This window comes from Flavobacterium alkalisoli, from assembly GCF_008000935.1.
Taxonomy (GTDB): domain Bacteria; phylum Bacteroidota; class Bacteroidia; order Flavobacteriales; family Flavobacteriaceae; genus Flavobacterium; species Flavobacterium alkalisoli.
Window position 1 is genome coordinate 3,773,900 of sequence record NZ_CP042831.1, and the last position, 25,861, is coordinate 3,799,760.

Below are 25,861 nucleotides of genomic sequence, written 5' to 3' on the forward strand. Positions count from 1 at the left end.
TTGTACTGTAATATTAAAACAACCGCTACTATGAACCGAAAAGATTTTATAAAGAAAGGACTGATGGGCACAGGAATGTTTGTTGCCTCATCTGCTGTAGGCGATGCGCTTAAAAATGATATAGACGAAATACAACCACTGGAGCCTATAGGTTACAACCATCTACCTAACGAAGATTCTAAAATAACCGAAAGTACAGTTCTTCATAAAGCAAACACACGCGGCCATGCTAATCATGGCTGGTTAGATTCGCACCACACTTTTAGTTTTGCCAACTATTATAATCCCGACAGGATGCACTTTGGTGTACTAAGGGTACTTAATGACGACCGTGTAGATCCGGGAATGGGTTTTGGTACTCACCCGCACGATAATATGGAAATCATTTCCATTCCGCTGGAGGGAGACCTGGAACATAAAGATAGTATGGGCAATACCGCGGTTATAAAAAATGGAGATATCCAGGTTATGAGTGCCGGTACTGGTATTTACCATAGCGAATACAATAAAGAATAAAGACAAGCTTACCAAGTTTCTTCAAATATGGGTATATCCTAACAAAAGGAATGTTACTCCGCGTTATGACCAGATAACACTAAAGGCAGCCGACAGGCAAAACAAACTGCACAGATACTTTCACCAAACCCTAACGATGCAGGTGTATGGATACATCAGGATGCATGGTTCCACTTAGGAAAGTTTGACAAAGATAAAAGCACTAAATATGACTTTAAGAAAAAGGGTAACGGTGTATATGTGTTTGTTTTAGAAGGTGACTTCAGCATTAACGGTATAAACCTTAACCGCAGGGATGGACTAGGTGTATGGGACAGTAACAGTATTACTATAAAGGCTTTAAGTAAAGGTGCCGAAATATTAATAATGGATGTACCAATGACAGTTTAAAAATCAGTAACTTAATACAGAAATTAAATCAATAACAATTAAAAATTAATAAATTATGTCTGCAACTAAATGGGTAATAGACCCTTCACACTCAGAAATAGGATTTAAAGTAAAACACATGATGTTTACTAACGTTTCAGGAAGCTTCCAGAAGTTTGATGCTTACATTGAAACTAACGGAGACGATTTTGAAAACGCTAAAATAGAATTTACCGGAGAGGTTGATTCTATCACAACAGGTAGTGCCGACAGGGATGGACACCTTTTAAGCGCCGACTTTTTTGACGCTGCACAATTCCCTAAATTAAGTTTCTCTGCTACTTCTTTCACTAAAGAAGACGAAGGAGAGTATACTCTTAAAGGAGACCTTACTTTACACGGGGTTACAAAACCGGTAAAACTTGACGTAGAATTTGGCGGACTTGCAAAAGACCCTTGGGGTAATACCAAAACAGGTTTCTCTATTACAGGTAAAATAAACCGTAAAGACTGGGGCCTAAACTGGAACTCAGCTCTTGAAGCCGGTGGTGTTCTTGTTGGTGAGGAAGTTAAACTTGCTATAGAATTACAGTTTATTAAACAGTAACTGGTTTACCTTTATATATGTTTCCCGAAACCTGCGGTTCCTTTTAACGGACCGCAGGTTTTTTTATTGTTTCTATTATTATTTTAAATTTGCCATCTGTAAAAACTCATGAAAGTAAATTTATATTTAGTACTGCTTTTCGCGCTGGCTTTATCCTGTTCCACAGGAAAAGGCACGCAGGAAACTATACAGGTTTATAACCCAAACGATTTCTTAGCCAAACAAACCTCAAAGAACAACTTTAAAGTTATTGATACCTTTTGCATTAATGAAACCGAAAGGGCTGAAAGGGATATAAAAAAAGGAAAACTTGTTCTTCATGACACATATATTGACTTCCATAATACTTATGAAGTAAAAAGTTATTTTTTTGGTGTACCAAGAAAAGGGGTTATTGAGGAACTATCAAAATTTAATATAGTTATTGATACCATCTCTATACCTGATTTGTACGCCCTTTATGGTGAAGCTAGTAATTCATTTAGAAGTAATTGCTATCAGGAGGTCATGAAAACAGAGGTAGAAAATTTATTAGAAGGGCATTCCCTTTCAATAGATACTTTAGTTAAAAGAGCTGAAAGGCAATTTGTAATAGATAATCCGGATAAGGTTTATTGTTTACCTGACAGGGACAGATCTTTAGATGAGAGCAACGAATATGAAAATTTCATTACTAAAAGCAGGGTTTACTATACCGAAAACTTTATATATCCTGAAGGGTATCATCCTCAAAAAGAGGAACTAAAATCATACACTACTGCCGATTTCATACTCATGAAAGATGGCTCCATAGAAAACCTTACAGTAAAGGCTACATTTCAAAATGCTGAAAATTTAAAATACAAATCCTATTTTGAGAATGGACTTAGAAAGTTTGTATTAAAAACCAAATGGATACATCCTAAATACTCTGGTATTGTTAGAAATAGTGAAATGCATTTTAATATCTATTTTAAATAAAAACTCCCGAGTAAATCGGGAGTTTTTATTTATGTTAATTCTGTTTGAGATTTCTCCTTCGTCGAAATGACAACCTGTGTTAGTTTTCAAATCAACAAATAACCAAATCAACGAATCATAATGCTATTCGTGATCCTCAATGGTATGCGATTTAGAGTACGTTCTCCATTTTTCAATACACTCAACCATATCCTGAGGCACTTCACTGTCAAAGCGCATAAACTCTTTTGTAGTAGGGTGCTCAAAACCTAATGTCTTGGCATGTAGCGCCTGTCTTGGTAATATTTTAAAACAGTTGTCTATAAACTGCTTGTATTTGGTAAAGGTAGTTCCCTTAAGTATTTTATCTCCGCCATAGCGTGCATCGTTAAATAAGGTATGCCCTATGTGCTTCATGTGAACACGAATCTGATGGGTACGTCCTGTTTCAAGCTGGCACGAAACCACAGTTACATAACCTAAACGCTCCAGTACCTTGTAGTGCGTTACTGCGTGTTTACCCTGGCTTCCGTCGGCAAATACAGCCATTTGCATACGGTCTTTAACATGGCGGTCAATATTACCTTCAATAGTGCCTTCTTCCTCCTCTATATCTCCCCAAACAATGGCGATATATTCCCTTTCAGATGTCTTATCGGCAAACTGTTTGGTAAGGTGCGTCATAGCCTGCTCGGTCTTGGCTATAACCAAAAGGCCTGATGTATCCTTATCAATCCTGTGTACCAGTCCCGGCCTTTCACTACTGTTCATAGGCAGGTTCTCAAAATGATAAGCCAGCGCATTTACCAGCGTACCACTATAGTTACCATGTCCCGGATGCACAACCATACCCGGCTCTTTGTTTATAACAAGAAGCTGGTCGTCTTCATACACTATATCTAACGGAATGTTTTCCGGTGTTAAAAGAAGCTCATACGGCGGGTGCTCCAGTAATACACGCACCACATCGTTAGCTTTAACCTTATAATTGGATTTTACGGCAACATCGTTTACAAATATATTACCATCGGCAGCAGCCTGCTGTATTTTGTTCCTGGTGGCATTTTCCATCAGGTTCATTAAAAACTTATCTACTCTTAGCGGGGCCTGTCCTTTACCTGCTACAAATCGGTGATGCTCATAAAGCTCGTCATCCGGCTCCTGCTCTGTTATAACCTGACTCATTTATATCTTTCTGCTTATTTATTTTTCTTCTTCCGAGCTTCAAGGCATATTATCCCTATCATCGTCAGAGATGTTGTAACCTGTTTTTCCGTCGCCAAGTACAAGGTCAATCTTAGATGCCTTCTTAACCTTATCACCAGCCTTAACTTTTTTACCGTTTTGTCTCATTTCAAGAACTACGTCTTTAGCAAGGTACGGTTTATAAGTAACCTCACCTATTTCAAGGCCTACACTTTTAAGCATAGACTCTGATGCTCTTTTGGTTTTTTGGATAAGATCCGGCAGGTTAATATCATCATAACCGCCTGCATTAAGCTTAATGTATATCTTACGGTTTTCTTTTACATACGCCTTAGGCAGCGGATCCTGCTGCACTATAGAATAGGCAGGGTAATCCGGTTTGTAGTCAACCGTATCTACAATAACATAAGTTAATGTTAGAGCTTCCAGCTCTGCTTCGGCCTTATTAACCAATTTCTTTGTCAGGTCGGGCACCTGAATTTTCTGATCGTGGTTAGTGGTGCTGTTAAGCCATTTCATAACGGCAAATACCACAATTACAGTAACTATAAGCGCTATAATTATCTGCTTCAAGAATGCTTTACTGGTCAAAAAGTTTTTAAGGCTCATTTACTATGATTTTTAGCAAAGATATAAATAATACTAAACTTTATAAGTTTAGACAAATAATGATATTTTTGTGTAAGCAAAACCTAATACTTAACGCATTTAGAATGAAAAATGTTGCCATTATCATGGGCGGATATTCCAGTGAATATCAAATTTCCCTTAAAAGCGGGAATGTTGTGTACCAATTTCTGGACAAAACAAAATACAATCCCTACCGCCTGCACATCCTTAAGGATAAATGGGTAATGGTAGACGACGAGAGTAACGAATACCTTGTAAACAAACATGATTTCTCTGTCGATTACAACGGAAAAAAGGTAACTTTTGATGCGGTATTCAATGCCATTCACGGTACACCCGGCGAAGACGGACTAATGCAGGCTTACCTACAGTTGCTTAATATTCCGCAAACCTCATGCGATCCCTACCAGGCTGCATTAACCTTTAACAAGAGGGATTTGCTTTCGGTTTTAAAACCATATGGAATTAAAACTGCGGTATCGCATTACCTAAATCTGGGAGATGAAATAAACGAACAGGCTATTATTGATAAGGTAGGATTACCATGTTTTGTTAAACCAAACAGATCGGGGTCAAGCTTTGGTATCTCTAAGGTTAAAACAAAGGAAGAGCTTAGTCCTGCAATAGAAAAAGCATATAAAGAAGATAACGAGATTATCATTGAAAGCTTCCTTGACGGTACAGAGGTATCGGTAGGTGTAATTAATTATGGCGGAGCGGTTACTGTACTTCCTATTACGGAAATTGTATCTGAAAACGACTTTTTTGATTATGAAGCTAAATACCTCGGGCAGTCGCAGGAAATAACTCCGGCAAGAATATCCGAGGAACTTACACAAAAAGTAAACAGCGTGGCAAAACGCGTTTATGAAATATTAAGAATGGACGGCTTTTCTCGCAGCGAATACATCATTGTAAACGATGAGCCTTACCTGCTTGAAATGAATACCGTACCGGGACTTACTACCGAGAGTATCCTGCCTCAACAGGCACGCGAAGCGGGTATTTCGTTACCACAGCTATTTGATAATGCCATAGAACAGGCTTTGGCAAAAAAATAAAATATATGAAAACAGCAGTATTTCCGGGATCGTTCGACCCTATTACCCTTGGGCATTATGATATTATTAAAAGAGGCGTTAAGCTTTTTGATAAGGTTATTATAGCTATTGGGGTTAATGCCGAAAAAAAATACATGTTCCCGTTGGAAGAACGCAAACGCTTTATAGAAGAAGCCTTTAAAGACCAACCTAAAGTAGAGGTTATTACCTATGAAGGCCTAACCATAGACCTTTGCCAAAAAGTTGGCGCACAGTTTATACTTAGAGGGCTTAGAAACCCGGCTGACTTTGAATTTGAAAAGGCTATTGCACACACTAACCGCGAACTGTCTAAAATAGAAACCGTATTCCTGCTTACGGCAGCAAGAACATCTTACATAAGCTCAAGCATTGTAAGGGATGTACTGCGCAACGGTGGCGATTACACTATTTTAGTTCCCGATTCGGTTAGGGTAAAATAATGATTATGAAAAAATCGCTTGTATTAATCCTGTTCTCCCTGCAGCTTATGGCACAAAATAACGACAAGTACCTTACTCCGTATGAAAAAGGCAACGGCAACCAAACGGCAACCTATGCCGAGACCATTGCTTATTTTAAAATGCTTGATAATAGCTTTGAAACTATACAGATGGTACCCATGGGACTTACCGATAGTGGTGAGCCGTTACATATCGTGATTTTTGATCCTCAAAAGAACTTTGATTTTAAAGCGATACATAAAAACAGGGCTGTTTTATTATTAAACAACGGTATACATCCGGGTGAGCCCGATGGTATAGATGCTACAATGATGCTATATCGTGACCTTGCCACAGGTAAACTAAAAGCACCCGATAATACGGTTATTGTAAACATCCCAATATATAACATAGGCGGAGCGTTAAACCGTAACTCTCACACCCGTGCTAACCAGAACGGACCGGAGAGCTATGGTTTTAGAGGGAATGCCCGCAATTATGACCTTAACAGGGACTTCCTGAAATCGGACACTAAAAACAGCAGGAGTTTTGCCGAGATTTTCCAAAAGGTGAACCCTGATGTGTTTATAGACAATCATGTTAGTAATGGTGCCGATTATCAATATACATTTACCTACATCGCTACCCATCACCAAAAACTGGGCGGGGAACTGGGTCCTTATTTTAAAAATGATATGCTGCCGGCGATTCTTGCCGATATGAAAAAACATGGAACAGAAGCGACACCTTATGTAAACATACACGACCAAAAGCCTGATGGTGGTTTTGAGCAGTTTATGGATTACCCAAGGTATTCTACAGGGTATGCGTCTATGTTCAACACCATTGGCTCTATGCCCGAAACACACATGCTTAAGGATTATGCGCCGCGTGTTAAGGTAACTTATGATTATATGGTAGCTTCTATAGTTTATATAGAAAAGAACTATAAAAAAATTAAGCAGCTCCGTGCCGATAACCTTAAAAACTACCAACCGGGTATGAAATATACCCTGCTATGGGAATTGGACAAAACCAAAGTAACCCAACTGGAGTTTTTAGGTTATGAAGGTGATTACAAAACAAGTGAGATTTCGGGAAAACCAAGGTTGTATTACGACAGGTCTAAGCCGTTTAAAAAGAATGTACCTTACTATCAGGAATACAGTCCGGTAAAAGAGGTTACTATCCCTGAGGCTTATATTGTTCCTAAATCATGGTGGAATGCCATAGAGCTTTTAAACCTTAACGGCGTAGACATGCAGCCACTGGACAGGGATATGGAAATTGAGGTGGAAAGTTACCGCATAACCGATTATAAAACGAGTTCTAATGCTTATGAAGGTCACTACCCTCATAACAGCACTAAGGTCTCTGTAAAAACAGAAAAGGTTCAGTTTCATAAAGGCGATTTTATAATCAGTACCAAACAGCCTAATGTAAAATACCTGCTGGAAACCTTAGAGCCTGAAGCACCTGACTCCTACTTTAACTGGAACTTTTTTGACGCCATACTACAGCAAAAGGAATATTTCTCTGCTTATGTATTTGAAGATACCGCAGCCAAACTGCTTAAGGATGACCCTAAACTGAAGGCGGCCTTAGAGAAAAAGAAACAGGAAGACAAAGCATTTGCCGAAAGCGGTGAGGCACAACTGGACTGGATTTACAGACAATCGGTTTACTACGAGAAATCTTATTTACAATATCCCGTTTACAGGAAAATGAAATAATAAAAAAAAAATCAGGCTTAACAGCCTGATTTTTTTTTTATTTGTAAGAAATATTTTTCTTTATTTTTATGGAAATTACTTTTCCATGACTTTCACCTTACACTTTCGTTTATTTGTTTATCTCGTTTTAGGTTTTATAGCAGCTACCGTAGTAGGTACGCTAACACATGAACTGGGACACATAGCTGTTGCCAAAATGTTAGGCTATAAAACCGAACTACATTATGCTTATATGGTACACTACGATAGCCCTCATGAACTAGAGTTTTACGATTTTTATGACCAAAACAGTAAAGTTATTACAGGTAATAAAGACCCTGAAATAATCAAAAAGTTTAAGGAATTAAGAGAAAGAGATAAAAAAGAAAATCTTTTAGTCGTCCTTGGAGGACCATTACAAACCATGTTAACGGGTACTATAGGTTTTTTACTGCTTTGGTTTAACCGAAAAAAAATAGGCAACAAATTAACATTAGTTCAATGGGTACTTGTATTCCTTACTTTCTTTTTGTCAAGACAGGTTTATAATTTCCTGTCAGGAATATTGTTCTTAATAATTAAAGGAAAATGGGGTCACGGTGATGACGAAACCAGAATATCACAACTCTTTGACTTACCTGTATGGTTTGTAGGACTAGCAACTGCATTAATAGCTGCAGTTTTTCTGGCAATAACAGTTTTTAAGCTAATACCAAAACAACAACGCCTAACTTTTATTACAGCAGGTATTATTGGCAGCGGCTTTGGAGTTCTTATTTGGTTAAAGTATTTTGGTCCGGTTATCCTTCCGTAGGTACCTTCATGTTCTCAAACAACAGTTTGATATTTTCATAAGAATTGGTCAAAGCCTCTTTAATCTGCTCAGGGTTAAGCCAGGCCACTTTTTCTATGCCTTCGTTTTCCTGTGCCTGTAGTTTACCCTTGTAATCGGTTTTCATTTCATACCAATGCGTTACCTTTAGCTTATAGTTGCCGTTTCTTTTAAAAACATGATAGGTTTTTTGCAGCTTTTGGGTAATCTTAAGGTTCTTTACGCCGGTTTCTTCCTCAACTTCGCGTATTGCGGCATCTTCTATGCCCTCCCCTTTCTCAATTCCGCCTTTAGGCAGGTCCCATTTTCCGTTACGGAAAATAAAAAGCACCTCCCCTTTTTTGTTGTATACGAGTCCGCCTCCGGCCTTTGCCACCGGAATTTTCTCTTTAAGCTTCTTTAAGGTTTCCTTTTCATCGGGATGATAAAGAAAAGCTTTTTTAACCTTATTATTAAACATGCTTATAATAAGCTGCTCAATATCAACACTCTCTAACAGAAACATTTTAAAATCTGTTTCCTTCTCCACCTGGTTAGTTAAAAAAAGTGGCTTATCGTTAACAAAAACTTTATACATTTGTACTATGATTTTTAATACAGATACCGCTAAAAAAACAGCCGAATTGCTTTTACAAATAAACGCAATTAAATTAAATCCTAAAAATCCTTTTACATGGGCTTCCGGATGGAAGTCTCCAATATATTGTGATAACAGGATTACGCTGTCGTTCCCCCCGATAAGAAACTTTATCAGAGAGGAGTTTGCAAAACATATAGAGAAGGAATATGGTAAGCCTGATGTAATTGCCGGAGTAGCTACCGGAGCCATTGGTATAGGTATGCTTGTGGCAGAACTTATGGGGCTTCCGTTTGTTTATGTTCGTCCTGAACCTAAAAAACACGGACGCCAAAATCAGGTAGAAGGCTTTTTACAAAAAGGCCAGAACGTGGTTGTGGTAGAAGACCTTATCAGTACCGGAAAAAGCAGCCTTATGGCTGTAGAAGCCTTAAAAGAGGCAGGTGCTAACGTAAAAGGTATGGTTGCCATCTTTACTTATGGTTTTGATATATCGGTACAAAACTTTAAAAATGCAGGGGTAAGACTAAATACTCTAGGTAATTATGACACGCTTTTAGACTTAGCGGTTGCCAAAAAATACATTACCGAAGACGAGCATGAAACCCTTAAGGAGTGGAGAAAAACCCCTGACACCTGGGGACAGTAATTAATTTAGCTCAAAACATACTATGAATTTAGAAAGCCCTAAAGTAACGGTTGAAAAACCTGCACAATATATTTTTGACGCACTTAGCGATGTAAAGAATTTTGAAAAACTTATGCCGGAAAACATTGCAAAGTTTGAGGTTACCGGAGATGATTCTTTTATTTTCGCATTAAAAGGCATGCCTGAAATTAAACTTAAAATGAAGGAGAAAGCTGCTCCAAACAAACTGGTTCTTGGTGCTGCAAGCGATAAGCTTCCTTTTACCTTAACAGGTAATATTGATTCTGTATCAGATTCTTCAAGCGAGGTTCAGCTAAAGTTTGAAGGTGAGTTTAATGCTATGATGGCCATGATGGTAAAAGGGCCTATAACCAAATTCATCGAAACACTTGCAAACAACATGCATAAGCTGTAACCAGCAATAAATACAAAACAAAAAAGCCTTTTAGTTAGCCTAAAAGGCTTTTTTTATTACTTTTATCAAAATGAAATTTTTTAATTATCAGATGAAAAGAATTATTACTGTTTTAGTTTTCACTTTAGGATTATTAAGCGCTACTGCCCAGGATGCCAATACCCAAAAAACAATGCTTACTCAGGTAAACAAGATGGGAAATGCATTTATTACAAAAGACTACAGCAGGTTTGCAGACTTTACATACCCAAAAGTCCTGAAAAATATGGGCGGAAGGGCTAAAATGATTGAAAAGATTAAAAAGGAGGTTGAAGGACTGGAAAAAGACGGCATGACGTTCTTATCTATGGATTACGGAACACCTTCAAAAATATACAAAGTAGATAATACGCTGCAGTGCACACTGGTACAAATGATAAAACTAAAAGTTGAGGGTGGTACCCTTACAAGTAATTCTGTACTTCTTGCAATTTCAGAAAATGAAGGCAAAAACTGGTATTTCTTAGACACGGCAGGTTTTAACCTTCCTACTATGAAAACACTTATACCAAACCTAAGTGACGAACTGGAAATTCCCGGAAGAATGGATCCCGTTTTTGAACCGGATGAGAAAAAGGAGTAATGTCTAAAATTATTGCTCATATAACCGATACGCATCTTGGCGACCCTACTGCCATAGACAGGGGGGCTAACCCAAAGAAGAACCTTAAAGCCGTATTAGAACATATAGCTTTAGACAAATTTGACGATATTGTTGTTACCGGTGATCTTGCAGACAAAGACGACCTGCACTGGTTTTTTGAAAAACTGGAAAACTATAAGCCCGGATTTAAAATAACATTAGGCAATCACGACATTTTTTCTCAGGTAATTCCTTTTTACAAAAATACCAAAACAGAGGGTGAAGATGAATTATATTACTCTCATGAGGATGAATTCTATAAATACATCTACATGGATTCCTCTTCGGGTGAAATAAGTGAACCTCAGTTAGCCTGGCTTTCACAGGAAATAAATACCCTAAAACATATAGTCCTTTTTGTACACCACCCTATTTTAGGCTTCCCTACAGGGATGGACACAACCTATCCGCTTAAAAACAGGGATACAGTAAACGATATACTACAGGAAAGCAGGCATAACATAACTGTTTTTTGTGGCCATTACCACATGCCTGACAAACGAACTGACAGAAAGATAACGCAATACATTACACCCTCTACAGCGTTTCAGGTAAAGAAGAATTCACCAACCATAGAAATCAACACCAACTCTTTTGCATACCGAATAATAACGCTGGAAGAGAACAGTATAAAAACAAGCCTTGTAACTAATTTCTACGACAGGTTTACGCAAAAATCCGGTTAAAAATTTTATAAAGTAATACCATACTACCACTGTTTTAAGTAACTTACCATAAAACTCACCTAATTATGAAAAACTCAGACGACTTTGAATTTGAATACAACCTGGATGACGATATGGGAATGCAGGAGCTGGTAGAGATTCATGTTGGCGATTTAAATCTGCCAACGGGAAAAATCATTGCTTCCGATCCTTTCTTTACTTACGACCAGCGTCCGTTTAAGCGCAGTGTACTGCCAGACAAGTACCCGGTATACATTTACATGGCACAAATAGACGAGGAGCATTACAGGGTAGCTTATGCTAAAATTAAGTTCAGGACCGAGGAAGCCTCAAAATGGGTGCTTGCCGTTACTGATGATATTACAAAAGAAGAACTTAACGAACTGGGAGAAGATGAATTTTTCGGATTCCCTGTAGACTCCGGTCTTGCCTGTTTTCTTGATGAAGAAACCAATGCACAGCTAAATGCAAAAATGGATGCCCTTTTAGAGAAAGACCCTGAATCGAATTATTATGATGAAGTACTTTCGGAAGAGTTTAAAGCCTATTCGTCAAAAAATAAGTTCTCGAGGAATTTAGGCGACTGGAACGACCATCGCCCAGATAAGGATTCTGACAATAACGTAATAATGTTTTCATCTGGCTGGGGAGACGGCTACTACCCTTCTTACTGGGGATTAAACGAGAACGGAGACAATGTAGAGCTTGTAATTGATTTTCTGATCAATGAGTTTGAAGAAGATGACAATGATGAGGATTATGATTAATAAAGCATTTGCAGCTCTTTAATCTTAAACTCTGCCATAGTGTCGTCCTCAAGTAGTAGCTCAAGGTTTCCGCTTCTTGTAACACCCTGTATAATACCCATAAATTTTTTGTCATCCTTTTCAAAAGGCATTGGCACCCCTTTTTTATAAAGGTTTTTATGGTATGTTACCCATAAAGGGTCTACATTTTTATGAAGCAGCGAAGCTACATTGCGTTTAAGGTTTGTTACAATACTTTCAAGAACATCTGTCTTGTCAAACTCATGCCCGCAAACAACTGCCAATGATGATGCTTTAGGCAACCCCTCAAAATCTGTTTGATTAACATTAAGCCCTATGCCCACAACCGAAAAAATTTCACCGCTGTTCTTAATGCTGTTCTCTATAAGTATGCCGCCAATCTTTTTATTGCCTGCCAAAATGTCGTTAGGCCATTTAACCGAAAGTTTATCAACATTGTGCTTTTCAAGTGCCTGCAAAATACTTACGGCAACAGCAACGTTGAGATTAAATATCTCGTTGATACCAAGAAGCAAATCTTTAATTAACACGCTAAAAGTAAGGTTTTTACCCGGTGCGGTGTTCCATTTGGCTCCCATTTGCCCTTTACCCTTAGTTTGGTTCTCGGCAACAACAACAGTAAAATTTTCCAGATACTGTGCACCCGACAGCGTTTTTAAATAGTCGTTAGTGGAGTTAATGGCATTGAGTTTGATAATATTCATTAAAAAACAAAATAACTTTTTTTAATACCTTATTAGGGTCAAAAGTAAATACAAAAAATGATAACTTTGTAGAATATATAAAATTTTAAATGGCAAAAAAGAATATAAGCACCGATGTATTGTTAGCAAACATCATTAAAGGAATCGAAGAAGTTAAGGGTAGTGATATAGATATTCTGGATTTAAGAGCAATCGATAATACCGTGTGCGATTACTTTGTTATTTGCAACGGTACCTCAAATACACAGGTGAACGCTATTGTTCACTCAGTTCAAAAAACAGTTTCCAAAGAGTTAAAGGACAAACCATGGCATGTTGAAGGAACAGAAAACGGCGAATGGGTACTTATGGACTATGTAAACATCGTAGTTCATGTATTTCAAAAGCATATTCGTGAGTACTACAACATAGAAAGCCTTTGGGGTGATGCCAAAATTACTTCAATAGGAAACAACTACTAATAAAAAAAAATTCATGTCAAAAGATAATAAACCAAATAAGTTGAAGGTAAGCCCATGGCTTATATACGGCGGTATTTTCTTAATGTTTCTGGCTATTAATTTTTCATTGAACGGTTCAATGTTAAACAGGTCAAAAACAATTTCGCTTTCAAAGTTTTATGAATATCTTGACAGCGGACAGATAGATAAAGTTGTTTCAAACAATAGCCAGGTAGAAGTTTACCTTAAAGAAGAAGCTTTAAAAAGCAAAGAACACGAAGGTGTAAGTGAAAATTTCCTTGGAGAACTAAATAAAGGACCCCAATATAATGTAAACAAAGGACCTAAAAATGAAATATTCGACCAAAAGCTTTATGATGCAAGGTCCGAAGGAAAAATAAACGATTATTCTGTTGAACCTGAAAGCATGATGGGCGACCTGTTGCTTACATTACTACCAATTGTTGTACTTATAGCATTATGGGTTTTCATGATGCGAAGAATGGCAGGTGGCGGTACCGGAGGTGGCGGAGGCCAGATATTTAATATAGGTAAATCTAAAGCCAAGCTTTTTGACGAGAAAAACGACATTAAAGTAACTTTTAAAGATGTTGCAGGCCTTGAAGGTGCTAAGGAAGAGATACAGGAAATCGTAGAGTTCCTTAAAAATCCTGAAAAATATACCAGTATAGGTGGTAAAATACCTAAAGGAGCATTACTTGTAGGCCCTCCGGGAACAGGTAAAACCCTACTTGCAAAAGCCGTTGCCGGCGAAGCTAAAGTACCTTTCTTCTCTCTTTCAGGTTCTGATTTTGTGGAGATGTTTGTTGGTGTGGGTGCTTCAAGGGTAAGAGACCTTTTCAAACAGGCTAAAGAAAAATCTCCTGCCATTATCTTTATCGATGAGATTGATGCGGTAGGACGTGCACGAGGTAAAAACAACTTCTCAGGCTCTAACGATGAGCGTGAGAACACACTTAACCAGTTACTAACAGAAATGGATGGTTTTGGCACTAATACAAACGTAATTGTATTGGCAGCTACTAACCGAGCCGATGTACTGGATAAAGCATTAATGCGTGCAGGACGTTTTGACAGGCAGATTTACGTAGACCTTCCGGATATCAGGGAGCGTAAAGAGATTTTTGAAGTACACTTAAAGCCGCTTAAAAAATCGGAAAATCTGGATACAGAATTCCTTGCAAAACAAACACCGGGATTCTCCGGTGCCGATATTGCAAACGTTTGTAACGAGGCTGCACTTATCGCTGCAAGAAAAGACAAAAAATCAGTAGACAAACAGGATTTCCTTGATGCTGTAGACAGGATTGTAGGTGGTCTTGAAAAGAAAAATAAAATTATTACTCCAGAGGAGAAAAGAGCTATTGCCGTACACGAAGCCGGTCACGCAACTGTAAGCTGGATGCTTGAGCACGCTGCACCGCTTGTTAAGGTTACTATTGTACCGCGCGGACAAAGTCTTGGTGCTGCATGGTATCTACCGGAAGAGCGTTCTATTGTAAGGCCAGACCAAATGCTTGATGAAATGTGTGCCACAATGGGCGGACGTGCTGCCGAAAAGGTCATCTTCAACAAGATATCTACAGGAGCACTTAGCGACCTTGAAAAGGTTACTAAGCAGGCAAGAGCAATGGTTACTATTTATGGACTTAACGATAAGCTGGGTAATATTACCTACTACGATTCGTCAGGTCAAAGCGAGTACAATTTCTCTAAACCATACTCTGAAGAGACAGCAAAGGTTATTGACGGAGAAATATCAGTACTTATAGAAGATCAATATAAGAGAGCTATAAATATACTTGAAGAGAACAGGGATAAGCTTTTAAAACTGGCTGATATCCTTATCGAAAAAGAAGTTATATTTAAAGACGACCTTGAAGATATTTTCGGTAAAAGGCCTTATGAAAGACCAGATGCAGAAGTAGTTACAGAGGCATAAGCTCCAATAATCATAAATTATAGTAAAAATCTTAATTCAGTACCCATATTGAATTAAGATTTTTTTATCTTTGGTTGAAATCTACAGATAAACGCGAATAATTAGGTATGAGTCTTTTCAGAAAAATTTTTGGTACCCCCAATGATGCTTCAAACGAGGATAAAAACATGGAAACCAGTCCGTTTTTACCCGAGAAAGAAATACCTGCCGATGAATTATTCACCCACAACTTCAGAAAAAACGGCGGAAAATTTTTATACTGCGACAACCTTACTGAGGTTCACGACCAGTTTTTGAACATTTTAGAGGAAAATGACTGGTTTGAATGTGAAGCTTTATGTTTTGAACCTAAGCTTTATAGTTTACTGGACGAAAATAAACTTGAATACAACAAACCTTCTAAGCCGCTCTTTTTATTAGCAAGCTGCGAGAACCTTATTGCCGACGAGGGCTCTATACTGTTTTCATCAAACCAGATAAAACAGAACAAGCCTAACGAGCTGCCTCCAAATATTGTGATATTTGCTACAACCAGCCAGATTTTAAATTCTAAAAGCGACGGCCTTAGGGAGATCAAGAAGAAATACGACAGGGAATACCCTACCAACATCACCACTATTAAATACTTTGAAAAAGCCAAAGAAGAAGACTTCCTTCATTACGGAAGTGCGGCAAAAAACCTGTACCTTCTTCTGTTGGAAGACATGTAATAATGAACGAAAGCGTAACAAGGACACTATCAGGAATTGTATACATAATCCTGCTTATAGCCTCTACCCTATATTCCGAAATAAGCTTCCTGGTCCTTTTTGGGCTTTTTATGCTTCTGTCGGTTTTAGAGTTTTGCAATCTTGTTAGCTTCAATAAGCTTCATGCCCTGCTTTTAGCAGCATTATTCATTATATATACTCTTTTCGCAAAAAATAATCTAGGAAACAACATTACCATAAACCTGGCTACATTAATAATTTCGGTCACCTTAATACTGGACCTGTTTAAAAATGGGGCATCAGGCCAAAGAAACGATACTGCGAAAGCAGTACTGCTTATCGGTTATGTAATACTCCCTTTTGTATTACTTGCCAAATATCCTTTTAAAGGGGCAGAATACAATCCTTACCTTATAATAGGTGCGTTTATAATAATATGGACTAACGATACTTTTGCCTATATAATAGGCAAAACAATGGGCAGGACTAAACTGTTTGAACGTATTTCACCTAAAAAAACCATAGAAGGCTTTTTAGGAGGATTAATATTTGCACTTATAGGAAGTTACATACTTAGTATCTTTTATAATTTTCAGTCGGCTGCCGTATGGATGGGCGCCGGAACTATCCTTGTAATCTTCGGTACACTGGGCGATTTAGTGGAATCTAAATTTAAGCGTGTTGCCGGTGTGAAGGACAGCGGTAATATTATGCCTGGTCACGGAGGTATACTTGACAGGCTGGATAGTATTATTTTTGCAATACCTTTTCTATTTTTGTATTATCAAATAATAAATTATGTTTCATAAAGAAGGAGCCAAAATCATTTTAGGGTCGCTGGTAATTACCGTAGCAATTGTTTTACTTGCAGAAAAGTTTATAGACAATTACTGGCTATTAAAATTTATAGAAGTATTTGCACTTGTATTCATGGTGCTTATACTACAGTTTTTTAGAAACCCTAAACGCCCTGTTGATGCAGCAGACCATACTATTATTGCTCCGGTAGACGGTAAAATTGTAGTTATAGAAGAGGTTTATGAGCCTGAGTATTTTAAAGACAAACGTTTACAGGTTTCAATCTTTATGTCTCCCATCAACGTACACGTAACGCGTTATGCGGTAAACGGACTAGTTAAATTCAGTAAATACCACCCTGGTAAATACCTTGTGGCATGGCATCCAAAAGCCAGCGAAGAAAACGAGCGTACAACTGTAGTTATAGAGAACAGGATATTTGGCGATATACTGTACAGGCAAATTGCAGGTGCACTGGCCAGAAGGATTGTTAACTACGCTAAGGAAGGTATGCATGTGGTTCAGGGTACTGATGCCGGTTTTATAAAATTTGGGTCAAGAGTGGATTTATTCTTACCTTTAGGTACAGAAATAAACGTTGAGCTTAATCAAAAAGCTATAGGCGGTAAAACCATAATAGCAAAAAAGGCCTAAATGCAGGAGAAAGATTTAGACACCCTGTTTCATGAAGCTTACGAAAAGGCTTCAAACATGACAGAGGCTTTACCTCAGGATGTCATGCTGAAGATTTATGCTTATTACAAACAGGCAACACTGGGCGATGCTAATAAAAGCTATTATCAGTCTTACGATCTTAGAAATGCTTTTAAAATGAATGCATGGATGCAGATAAGGCATTTAAGTGCAGACGAAGCCAAACAGTATTATATTGATCTTATAAATTCTCTAATTAAATAAAATTACTATCATGAAAAACGTAAAGATGTTCTTTTCAGCTTTAGTATTGGTTGCATCACTGCAATCATGCAAAGAAAAAAGTGATCTGCAGGAAGTAGTTGAAGTTCCCGAAGCAGAAAAAACCGAAGCACCGGCTATGGGTAATCCTGATGATGTTAAGGCAGAAGGAAAATTCCAAATGGTTAAGCTTGGTTATGCTTATGATGCTCTGGAACCTTATATAGATGCTAAAACCATGGAAACCCACTACTCTAAACACCATGTGGGCTATACCAACAAATTAAACAAAGCCATAGCAGGAACTCCTCTTGAAAGCAAAACTATCGAGGAAATCCTTAAAGGTATGGACATGGAAAACAAAAACCTTAGAAATAATGCCGGGGGGTACTACAACCATAACCTGTACTGGGAAATTATGGCTCCAAATGCAGGAGGAGAACCTAAAGGTGCCCTTGCAGAAGCTATAAACAGAGACTTTGGTTCTTTTGACAGCTTTAAGGAAAAATTCAGTGATGCTGCCACTACACAATTTGGTTCAGGATGGGCTTGGTTATATGTAGATGCTAACGGTAAACTGGCTGTAGGGCAAACTCCTAACCAGGATAACCCTTTAATGCCTAATGTTGGTATCTCAGGAACTCCTGTATTAGCGATAGACGTTTGGGAACACGCTTACTACCTTCACTATCAAAACAAAAGACCTGACTACATCTCTAATTTTTACCATGTTATAAACTGGGATGCAGTAGCTAAAAAATTTGATGCTGCTACCGCAAAATAATATTTTACCGTTAAAAATATAAATCCGCCCGTGTGGCGGATTTTTTTATTCAAAAAATGAATGCTTCAATTGACTTTTTGAAAAAAAAAGCAGACTTTTGAAACTCTTAACATAATCTTAAAATGAAACGTATAATTCCTTTTGCATTACTGCTAATAATGGCTTCATGCCAAAAAGAAGAAAAAAAAGTTGTAGACCACGAAAAAAGTGACTGGGCAAAATATGAACTTAAAGGCAATGTAGAGAGCCTTAGTGAAAAATCATACGAGCTTGTAAACGGCACTATGGAACGAGGAAAACCAATGCGTGAGGTAAAATACAGCCATGATTTTGATCTTTTCTTTAACGATGAAGGAAAAGTGATCCTTGAAAAAAAATGGCTAAAAGGTGACACTCCGTATGAAGAAACCACTTTTGACGGAAAGGACAAAACACTTTCTATTATTCAGTACATGTCGGGAAAACCTTTTATGAGTACTGAGTATGTGTGGGATAAAGCAAACAACAATACTTCAATCATCAAAAAGAATTCGGGAACTGAAACCCAGTTAACGAGAAACGAAATGACTTATGAAAACGGTAACATGGTTGAAGAGCTAAAGTATAACGGACAGGATATCCTTATGGACAAAACCGTTTATCTGTATGACGAAAACGGCAACGTAAAGGAAGAACACTCTTACCTTAAAACTGAAACCGTACAGTTTAAAAACATAAATGAGTATAACGAAAACGGAAAAATCACTTCTATTGTTCGTTATAATAAAGATAACGGCATAGAATACACCACTACTTATGCTTATGATGGCGACAACCTGATTGCAAAAGAAACTACTGACGGAGACGGTAAAGTAAGCAGTGTTAACAAGTATACTTTTGACAAAGGTAATTTGATAAAAGAATACATGTACGACGGCTACGATAAGTCTGAAAACACTACAGAGCATCATTATGATGCTAATAACCATAAAATAGGCACTATAATGCGCCAGGATGGCAAAATCACTTATAAGGCCGGATATGCTTATGACGACAAAGGAAACATCTCACTAATTACCATTGCAGACGATAAGGAAACTGTTATAGAGTCTAAAAGCTATAAATATGAATATGATGCTAAAGGAAACTGGACATCAAAAATCATATCTATAAACGATAAGCCATCTATTATAGTAGAAAGAACTTTTAAATACTTTGAATAATATATTCTTATAAATAAAAAAAGAGCAGCTTAATAGCTGCTCTTTTTGTTATATAGAAATTCTTTTATTTAAGACTTTCAAGACTTTGCTGTATTGTAGCAATTTTAGCTAATGCATCAGCCTCTTTTTGGCGTTCTATGGCTACAACCTTCTCAGGTGCACCACTAACAAACTTCTCGTTAGAAAGCTTTGCCTGAACCGATTTTAAGAAGCCTTGGTTGTATTTAAGTTCTTCTTCCAGCTTAGCTATCTCTTCCTCAATATTTACATTACCAGAAACAGGAACAAAATACTCGTTAGACTTAACCCTGAAAGTTAGTGCCCCATTTACTTTATCTGTAACATATTCCAACCCGGAAACATTCGCAAGCTTTTCGATTATAGTATCAAAAAAGTCAGAAGACTTATCATTATTAATAACCTTAAGCTCTATAGTATCCTTAAATGGTATGTTCTTGTCTTTTCTAATAGTCCTTATACCTGCAATAACCTCTGCGGCATGGTCAAAATCAGCAATAAGCTTTTCGTCATACTGTGTTGCTTCCGGCCATTTTGCAACTATAAGAGCTTCATCAGCTGTCCTCTCTGCAATATGCTGCCATATCTCTTCGGTAAGGAAAGGCATGAACGGATGAAGCAGCTTCAGGTTGTTTTCAAGCATTTCTATAGCCTTATTAAACGTAGCCCTGTCAATCGGCTGCTGATATCCCGGTTTAATCATTTCAAGGAACCAAGAACAGAAATCATCCCAAACCAGCTTATAGATAGTCATAAGTGCATCAGATATTCTGTATTTCTCAAAATGATCCTCAATTTCCGCCAGGGTTTTCTGTAGCTTAGCCTCATACCATTTTATCGCTTTTTTAGCATATTCCGGTTGCTCAATATCGCTTACCTCCCAGCCTTTTATAAGCCTGAAAGCATTCCATATCTTGGTGGTAAATCCTTTACCCTGGTTACATAACTCCTCATCAAAAAGAATATCGTTTCCGGCAGAAGCACTTAAAAGTAATCCTACACGAACACCATCTGCACCAAACTTATCAATAAGGTCTAGCGGATCTGGCGAGTTACCTAACGACTTAGACATTTTTCTTCTTTGTTTATCCCTAACAAGGCCTGTAAGGTAAACATTGGTAAACGGCTTCTCCCCTGCATATTCATAACCTGCAATAATCATCCTTGCTACCCAAAAGAAAAGAATATCCGGCCCTGTAACAAGATCGTTAGTAGGATAGTAATATTTGTACTGCTCATTTTCCGGATCCATTATTCCTCCAAATACAGCCATAGGCCATAACCATGAAGAGAACCATGTATCAAGAGCATCAGGATCCTGATTAAGGTCTGCAACAGTAAGAGATGCATTACCAGTTCTCTGTTTAGCAAGCTCAAGAGCTGCTTCCGGAGTTTCGGCAACTACAAAATCTTCTTTTCCGTCTCCAAAGTAGTAGGCAGGTATTTGCTGCCCCCACCATAACTGACGCGATATATTCCAGTCACGAATGTTTTCCATCCAGTGACGGTAAGTATTATCAAAACGCTTAGGATAAAGTTTAACCTCTTCCGTTTCTAAAACTGCTTTTATGGCTGGCTTAACCAAATCTTCCATCTTAAGGAACCATTGGTCAGAAAGCCTTGGCTCAATAACAGCCTTAGTCCTTTCAGAAGTACCTACTTTATTAATATGGTTTTCTATTTTTTCAAGATTTCCTATTGCCTCAAGTTCTTTGGCAATTTCATCCCTTACAACAAAACGGTCCTTACCTGCATAATGAAGTCCGTAGCTGTTAAGCGTAGCATCTTCATTAAATATATCTATAATCTCAAGGTGATGCCTTTCGCCAAGCTCCTTATCGTTAACATCGTGAGCTGGGGTTACCTTTAAGCATCCTGTACCAAACTCCATATCAACATACTCATCGAATATAATAGGAATTACACGGTTTGCAATAGGAACAATAGCCTTTTTACCTTTAAGATGCGTATAACGCTCATCGTTAGGATTAATACAAATAGCAGTATCCCCTAAAATTGTTTCAGGACGTGTAGTTGCAATAATTACAAAATCTTCCGAACCTTCAATCTGGTATTTCAGATGATAAAGCTTACCCTGTCTTTCTTCATAGATAACCTCTTCGTCAGAAAGCGTTGTTTTAGCCTCCGGATCCCAGTTAACCATTCTGTAACCTCTGTAAATAAGTCCTTTATTATATAAATCAACAAACGAACGGATTACAGAAGCCGACATATCAGGATCCATAGTAAACTTAGTACGTTCCCAGTCACATGAAGCTCCCAGTTTTTTAAGCTGATCAAGAATTACACCTCCGTATTTGTCGGTCCATTCCCATGCATGCTTAAGAAACTCTTCACGCGTAAGGTCACTTTTGTTTATACCATCAGCCTTAAGCTTAGCAACAACTTTGGCCTCGGTAGCAATAGAAGCGTGATCGGTACCCGGCACCCAGCAGGCATTAAAGCCTTTAAGCCTTGCCCTTCTTATTAATACATCCTGAATGGTATTGTTAAGCATGTGCCCCATGTGAAGCACGCCTGTTACGTTTGGCGGAGGTATTACTATGGTGTACGGTGTTCTGTGGTCCGGTTCAGAATGAAAATAGTTGTTCTTCATCCAATAGTCGTACCATTTCTTCTCAACTGCTTTAGCATCAAATTGTGCAGGTATCGTCATAACTATCTGTAAAATAATATCTTAAAAGATTTATGGTCTGATTTTTGTAAAATGTATGCAAAAGTAACCATATAAGTACAAATTAAAAAAAAGAGTACTGAATATTTGCTCTTTATTTAAAACTATTTACTTTTACTAAAATTACTAAACAAAAAATTAACCAAAATGAAAAAGTTTTTAGGATTAATAGCTATACTTTTTATCAGTTTAGCTGCAAATGCCCAAACAGGCGCCCGAATGGAATTGAAAGCCGATACCATTGACTATGGCACTGTTAGCAAAGAAACAGACAACGGGTTAAGAGTTTTTGAATTTACAAATACAGGTGATGAACCACTTATTATTAAAGATGTAAAATCTACCTGCGGATGTACGGTTCCAACAAAACCTAAAGACCCTATTCAACCTGGGGAAACAGGAAAAATTGAAGTAAAATATAATATGAATCCGGGACCAATAAGAAAAACCATCACTGTATATTCTAATGCAACAAATTATCCTGACGGAGTTGTGGCACTTAAAATAAAAGGTGAAGTGGTAAAACAGGAACCGGCTAATATACTGGAAAAGAAAAAATCACTTCCTAACCAGTAATTTAGGTATAACAAATAAAAAGCCCCTGCAGTAGCAGGGGCTTTTTATTTTCAGTAAATCCATTAAATTTTGCTATAAGTCTGAATAAGATGAATTTAATATTATTAAGTTTCTAAAAAAAGTCGCAAATTTGCGCATCAAAAAAATTAAAATTCAATACAATGCCTAAAGTTTCAAATAAAGGCCAGCAAATGCCTGAGTCTCCAATAAGAAAATTGGTTCCTTATGCAGAGGCTGCAAAGAAAAAAGGCCACAAGGTATATCACCTTAATATAGGCCAGCCGGATATCAAAACTCCGGAAGTTGCTTTGGAAGCTATAAAAAACAATTCGGTTAAGATATTAGAGTATAGCCACTCTGCCGGATTTGAAAGTTACAGAAACAAACTTGCCGATTATTACCAAAACCATGGTGTATCGGTTAATGCTGCCGATATTATTATTACAACAGGTGGTTCTGAAGCTTTACTTTTCGCTATGGGTAGTACTATGGATCAGGGTGACGAAATTATTATTCCTGAACCGTTCTATGCTAACTATAATGGTTTTTCAACAGCTTCAGGGGTTAAAGTTGTTCCTGTAATTTCTACAATAGACGAAGGTTTTGCACTTCCTCCAATTGCCGATTTTGAGAAACTTATCACTCCTAAAACAAAGGCTATCCTAATATGTAACCCTGGTAACCCAACCGGATATCTATACACTCAGGAAGAAATACAACAACTTGCAGAGCTTGTTAAGAAACATGACCTTTTTCTAATTGCTGACGAAGTTTATCGTGAATTTACTTATGACGGAGACAAACATTACTCTGTAATGAATGTACCGGGTATTGAGGAAAATGCAATCATGATTGATTCTGTTTCTAAAAGATACAGTATGTGTGGTGCAAGGATAGGATGCATTGTTTCTAAAAATAAAGAAGTAATGACTACTGCCATGAAGTTTGCTCAGGCAAGGCTAAGCCCTCCTACTTTTGCTCAGATAGCAAGTGAGGCAGCATTAGAAACACCTCAAAGCTATTTTGATGAAGTTATCAGCGAATACAAAGAGCGCAGGGATACTTTAATCTGTGAGCTAAATAAAATAGAAGGTATTAAGGTTGCCACGCCTAAAGGTGCTTTTTACTGCATCGCTAAGCTTCCTGTTAAAAATGCAGATGACTTTGCACAGTGGTTACTTGAGAAGTTTGACTTTAACGGAGAGACTGTAATGGTTGCTCCTGCTGCAGGTTTCTATTCTTCACCTAACGTTGGTTTAGATGAAATCAGGATTGCTTATGTTCTTAAGAAAGAAGATCTTATCCGCTCTGTAGAGATTCTTAAAGAAGCTCTTAAACAATATAACAACTAAGAAACTTTGATTATAAAACGAAAGGGATGCACAATGTGCATCCCTTTTTTATTCTATTTAATTTATAAAACAAAACAGGCAGCCGAAGGGCTGCCTGTTTTTTTTTAATCATTTATTTATTGTCTTATCTCTTCAGTGAGAAGTGTGCCTTGAACTCCTTAACAACCGGTTGGCCGTTAACCGTCTCACGGTAGGTTACCGTGAACCAGTAGTCCGTAGCTGGTAGCGGTGTACCGTTGAAGGTACCGTCCCAGCCCTCACTCTCTTCGGTGGCACTGATCTGCTTGATCAGCTTGCCGTAACGGTCAAAGATGTACACCTTAGCATCAGGCTGGTTCAACCCTATGATGTTCCAGGTATCGTGGTAACCGTCACCGTTAGGGGTGAAGTAATGCGGGTAGTCCACAAGGCTTACGCCCTCTATGGCAATCTCATCACACGCAAACTCCGTGCTAACATCCCTTACATATACCGTATGGGTGCCTGCAGGTACATCGGTAAACACATTGCTGCTCTGCCACATGCCGTCCTCATCAAGCTTGTACTCGTATTCTCCATACCCTTCAACAAACACCGTGATAACCTGGTTGTCGCTGAAGTAGTTGGTCACCTCATAACCAACACCAACAGGGCTGGCAGGGCCGCTCTTCTGAACCTGGAAGGCTGCTGAGATATCAGAGATACAGTTCAGTGGTGCAGGGCCTGTTACCTCTACAGTATAGTTACCCTCGGCTATCGCCTCATAGGTAGGAGATGCCGGGTCATAATCGGTCAGTTCCACTCCGTCAAGGTACCACACAAAGCTGTAGCCCATACCGCTCGGGATGCCGCTGTCCAGGGTTACTGTCCTTAACACATCGTCGGTAGTGTAGTCCACACAGATCGTATCACTGCCGTCCACCGAGGTGATCACAGGCTCAGGCAATCTTTCCACTATAAGGGTGATCTCCGTGATGTCATGGCAACCGCTGATGGTCGAGGTGTTGGTCACCCTTGCATAGATGGTCATAACATCGGCAGTGGTGTTCACATACACCGTAGGGTCCGCTATAGGGTTGGTTGCATTATCTGCATCCTCAAAGCTCTCATAGTAGGCAACACTGTAGTCCGCAGGGTCCTGCGCTCCCAGTATCTCCGCATCGAAGACACTAAGGTCAAAGGCATGCATACCGTCGTTTGTACCGTCATCATCACAGGTAGACAGCGATGGGTCGGCAGGGGCGTTGGCTACTGCGGCCTCCTCCACCAGGAGCTGCATCGGTGCGGTGGTGGTACAGCCGCTCTCTATGTGCTGTACCCATACAAGGATATCCTGTGGCGTGCTTATGTTGTTGTACTGGTTCGGCAGTGCTGTGCCCGCATCAAGGGCTGCCTGATCAAAGTAGAACCTTACAAGGTAATCGTTCGGGTCGGCATCCTCTCCCAGTATCTCAGGGATGTGGCTGCTTAGTATAAAGGTGGCAAAACCATCGGTGTTCTGCTCACAGATCGCATAGGCAGGAATCGCCCCGTTCTCGCCCAATGCAGGCAGCGGGTTAACGATAAGCTCAAGCTCAACGATCTGGTAACATACA

Annotated in this window: 27 protein-coding genes and 1 pseudogene; 22 read left to right on the forward strand and 6 right to left on the reverse strand. The window is 38.5% G+C overall.

What is annotated here, in order from left to right; genetic code table 11:
* Positions 1-30: 30 nt before the first annotated feature.
* From FUA48_RS17215 to FUA48_RS17225, 3 genes and pseudogenes are all read left to right on the forward strand, one after another.
* Positions 31-906 (forward strand): annotated as a pseudogene (locus FUA48_RS17215) (pirin family protein).
* A 55-nt stretch (positions 907-961) separates the two neighbouring features.
* Positions 962-1,492 carry a YceI family protein gene (locus FUA48_RS17220; protein WP_147584734.1) on the forward strand — a complete coding sequence of 177 codons (531 nt, stop codon included), beginning with the start codon at positions 962-964 and terminating at the stop codon, positions 1,490-1,492.
* Positions 1,493-1,600: 108 nt separating this feature from the next.
* Positions 1,601-2,452: a hypothetical protein gene (locus tag FUA48_RS17225; protein ID WP_147584736.1), complete on the forward strand. Its 852-nt coding sequence runs from the start codon at positions 1,601-1,603 to the stop codon at positions 2,450-2,452.
* Positions 2,453-2,575: 123 nt separating this feature from the next.
* On the opposite strand, the gene FUA48_RS17230 is transcribed toward FUA48_RS17225, so the two are convergent.
* Both FUA48_RS17230 and FUA48_RS17235 read right to left on the reverse strand, forming a co-directional pair.
* Complete coding sequence (locus FUA48_RS17230; RefSeq protein WP_147584737.1) at positions 2,576-3,616, reverse strand: RluA family pseudouridine synthase; 1,041 nt, start codon at positions 3,614-3,616, stop codon at positions 2,576-2,578.
* A gap of 39 nt (positions 3,617-3,655) precedes the next feature.
* Positions 3,656-4,246 carry a PASTA domain-containing protein gene (locus FUA48_RS17235; RefSeq protein WP_147584739.1) on the reverse strand — a complete coding sequence of 197 codons (591 nt, stop codon included), beginning with the start codon at positions 4,244-4,246 and terminating at the stop codon, positions 3,656-3,658.
* 104 nt (positions 4,247-4,350) lie between these two features.
* On the opposite strand from FUA48_RS17235, the gene FUA48_RS17240 reads away from it, so the two are divergent.
* The 4 genes from FUA48_RS17240 (at position 4,351) to FUA48_RS17255 (ending at position 8,315) form a co-directional block, all read left to right on the forward strand.
* Positions 4,351-5,328: a D-alanine--D-alanine ligase gene (locus FUA48_RS17240; protein WP_147584741.1), complete on the forward strand. Its 978-nt coding sequence runs from the start codon at positions 4,351-4,353 to the stop codon at positions 5,326-5,328.
* 5 nt (positions 5,329-5,333) lie between these two features.
* Positions 5,334-5,789 (forward strand): pantetheine-phosphate adenylyltransferase, encoded by a 456-nt coding sequence (gene coaD, locus FUA48_RS17245; protein WP_147584743.1) that lies wholly within the window; start codon positions 5,334-5,336, stop codon positions 5,787-5,789.
* 5 nt (positions 5,790-5,794) lie between these two features.
* Positions 5,795-7,522: a M14 family metallopeptidase gene (locus FUA48_RS17250; protein WP_147584745.1), complete on the forward strand. Its 1,728-nt coding sequence runs from the start codon at positions 5,795-5,797 to the stop codon at positions 7,520-7,522.
* 85 nt (positions 7,523-7,607) lie between these two features.
* Positions 7,608-8,315, forward strand: a complete 708-nt coding sequence (locus tag FUA48_RS17255) for a hypothetical protein (protein WP_147584746.1) — start codon at positions 7,608-7,610, stop codon at positions 8,313-8,315.
* Here the strand turns inward: FUA48_RS17255 and FUA48_RS17260 are convergent.
* On the reverse strand, positions 8,302-8,910 hold the full coding sequence (locus FUA48_RS17260; RefSeq protein WP_147584747.1) for an NUDIX hydrolase: 609 nt from the start codon (positions 8,908-8,910) through the stop codon (positions 8,302-8,304). The genes FUA48_RS17255 and FUA48_RS17260 overlap by 14 nt on opposite strands.
* Before the next feature lie 7 nt (positions 8,911-8,917).
* On the opposite strand from FUA48_RS17260, the gene pyrE reads away from it, so the two are divergent.
* From pyrE to FUA48_RS17285, 5 genes are all read left to right on the forward strand, one after another.
* On the forward strand, positions 8,918-9,559 hold the full coding sequence (gene pyrE / locus FUA48_RS17265) for an orotate phosphoribosyltransferase (RefSeq protein ID WP_147584748.1): 642 nt from the start codon (positions 8,918-8,920) through the stop codon (positions 9,557-9,559).
* A gap of 22 nt (positions 9,560-9,581) precedes the next feature.
* On the forward strand, positions 9,582-9,974 hold the full coding sequence (locus FUA48_RS17270; protein WP_147584749.1) for an SRPBCC family protein: 393 nt from the start codon (positions 9,582-9,584) through the stop codon (positions 9,972-9,974).
* Positions 9,975-10,065: 91 nt separating this feature from the next.
* On the forward strand, positions 10,066-10,596 hold the full coding sequence (locus FUA48_RS17275) for a hypothetical protein (RefSeq protein ID WP_147584750.1): 531 nt from the start codon (positions 10,066-10,068) through the stop codon (positions 10,594-10,596).
* On the forward strand, positions 10,596-11,342 hold the full coding sequence (locus FUA48_RS17280; RefSeq protein WP_147584751.1) for a metallophosphoesterase family protein: 747 nt from the start codon (positions 10,596-10,598) through the stop codon (positions 11,340-11,342). Before FUA48_RS17275 ends, FUA48_RS17280 begins: the two co-directional genes overlap by 1 nt.
* Before the next feature lie 65 nt (positions 11,343-11,407).
* Positions 11,408-12,109, forward strand: a complete 702-nt coding sequence (locus FUA48_RS17285) for a DUF4241 domain-containing protein (protein WP_147584752.1) — start codon at positions 11,408-11,410, stop codon at positions 12,107-12,109.
* Here FUA48_RS17285 and FUA48_RS17290 read toward each other — a convergent pair.
* Complete coding sequence (locus FUA48_RS17290) at positions 12,106-12,834, reverse strand: biotin--[acetyl-CoA-carboxylase] ligase (RefSeq protein ID WP_147584753.1); 729 nt, start codon at positions 12,832-12,834, stop codon at positions 12,106-12,108. The genes FUA48_RS17285 and FUA48_RS17290 overlap by 4 nt on opposite strands.
* 89 nt (positions 12,835-12,923) lie before the next feature.
* Here FUA48_RS17290 and rsfS point away from each other — a divergent pair, with 89 nt between their 5' ends.
* From rsfS to FUA48_RS17330, 8 genes are all read left to right on the forward strand, one after another.
* Complete coding sequence (rsfS, locus tag FUA48_RS17295) at positions 12,924-13,295, forward strand: ribosome silencing factor (protein ID WP_129752368.1); 372 nt, start codon at positions 12,924-12,926, stop codon at positions 13,293-13,295.
* Positions 13,296-13,308: 13 nt separating this feature from the next.
* Positions 13,309-15,237 (forward strand): ATP-dependent zinc metalloprotease FtsH, encoded by a 1,929-nt coding sequence (gene ftsH / locus FUA48_RS17300; RefSeq protein WP_147584754.1) that lies wholly within the window; start codon positions 13,309-13,311, stop codon positions 15,235-15,237.
* A 107-nt stretch (positions 15,238-15,344) separates the two neighbouring features.
* Entirely contained in the window at positions 15,345-15,947 is a 603-nt protein-coding gene (locus FUA48_RS17305) for a lactate utilization protein B/C (RefSeq protein ID WP_147584755.1), read from the forward strand.
* Between the two features lie 2 nt (positions 15,948-15,949).
* A complete protein-coding gene (locus tag FUA48_RS17310; RefSeq protein WP_147584756.1) occupies positions 15,950-16,756 on the forward strand; it encodes a phosphatidate cytidylyltransferase in 807 nt (268 codons plus the stop codon).
* The gene (locus FUA48_RS17315) at positions 16,746-17,399 is read left to right on the forward strand and encodes a phosphatidylserine decarboxylase family protein (RefSeq protein ID WP_147584757.1); all 654 of its coding nucleotides are present in this window, start codon (positions 16,746-16,748) and stop codon (positions 17,397-17,399) included. The genes FUA48_RS17310 and FUA48_RS17315 overlap by 11 nt, the downstream gene beginning before the upstream one ends.
* Positions 17,400-17,663, forward strand: a complete 264-nt coding sequence (locus FUA48_RS17320) for an acyl-CoA-binding protein (RefSeq protein WP_129752363.1) — start codon at positions 17,400-17,402, stop codon at positions 17,661-17,663. It abuts the gene before it with no gap.
* A gap of 10 nt (positions 17,664-17,673) precedes the next feature.
* The gene (locus FUA48_RS17325; protein ID WP_147584758.1) at positions 17,674-18,444 is read left to right on the forward strand and encodes a superoxide dismutase; all 771 of its coding nucleotides are present in this window, start codon (positions 17,674-17,676) and stop codon (positions 18,442-18,444) included.
* 122 nt (positions 18,445-18,566) lie between these two features.
* Positions 18,567-19,646, forward strand: a complete 1,080-nt coding sequence (locus FUA48_RS17330; RefSeq protein WP_147584759.1) for an RHS repeat domain-containing protein — start codon at positions 18,567-18,569, stop codon at positions 19,644-19,646.
* A gap of 64 nt (positions 19,647-19,710) precedes the next feature.
* On the opposite strand, the gene FUA48_RS17335 is transcribed toward FUA48_RS17330, so the two are convergent.
* On the reverse strand, positions 19,711-22,341 hold the full coding sequence (locus FUA48_RS17335; RefSeq protein ID WP_147584760.1) for a valine--tRNA ligase: 2,631 nt from the start codon (positions 22,339-22,341) through the stop codon (positions 19,711-19,713).
* 165 nt (positions 22,342-22,506) lie between these two features.
* Between FUA48_RS17335 and FUA48_RS17340 the strand changes: the two genes are divergently transcribed.
* Together FUA48_RS17340 and FUA48_RS17345 are read left to right on the forward strand one after the other, a co-directional pair.
* Entirely contained in the window at positions 22,507-22,935 is a 429-nt protein-coding gene (locus FUA48_RS17340; protein WP_147584761.1) for a DUF1573 domain-containing protein, read from the forward strand.
* Between the two features lie 161 nt (positions 22,936-23,096).
* Positions 23,097-24,287, forward strand: coding sequence for a pyridoxal phosphate-dependent aminotransferase (locus tag FUA48_RS17345; protein WP_147584762.1), 1,191 nt, complete (start codon positions 23,097-23,099; stop codon positions 24,285-24,287).
* Positions 24,288-24,411: 124 nt separating this feature from the next.
* Here FUA48_RS17345 and FUA48_RS17350 read toward each other — a convergent pair whose 3' ends face one another.
* Positions 24,412-25,809, reverse strand: a complete 1,398-nt coding sequence (locus tag FUA48_RS17350) for a T9SS type B sorting domain-containing protein (protein WP_147584763.1) — start codon at positions 25,807-25,809, stop codon at positions 24,412-24,414.
* Positions 25,810-25,861 lie beyond the last annotated feature (52 nt).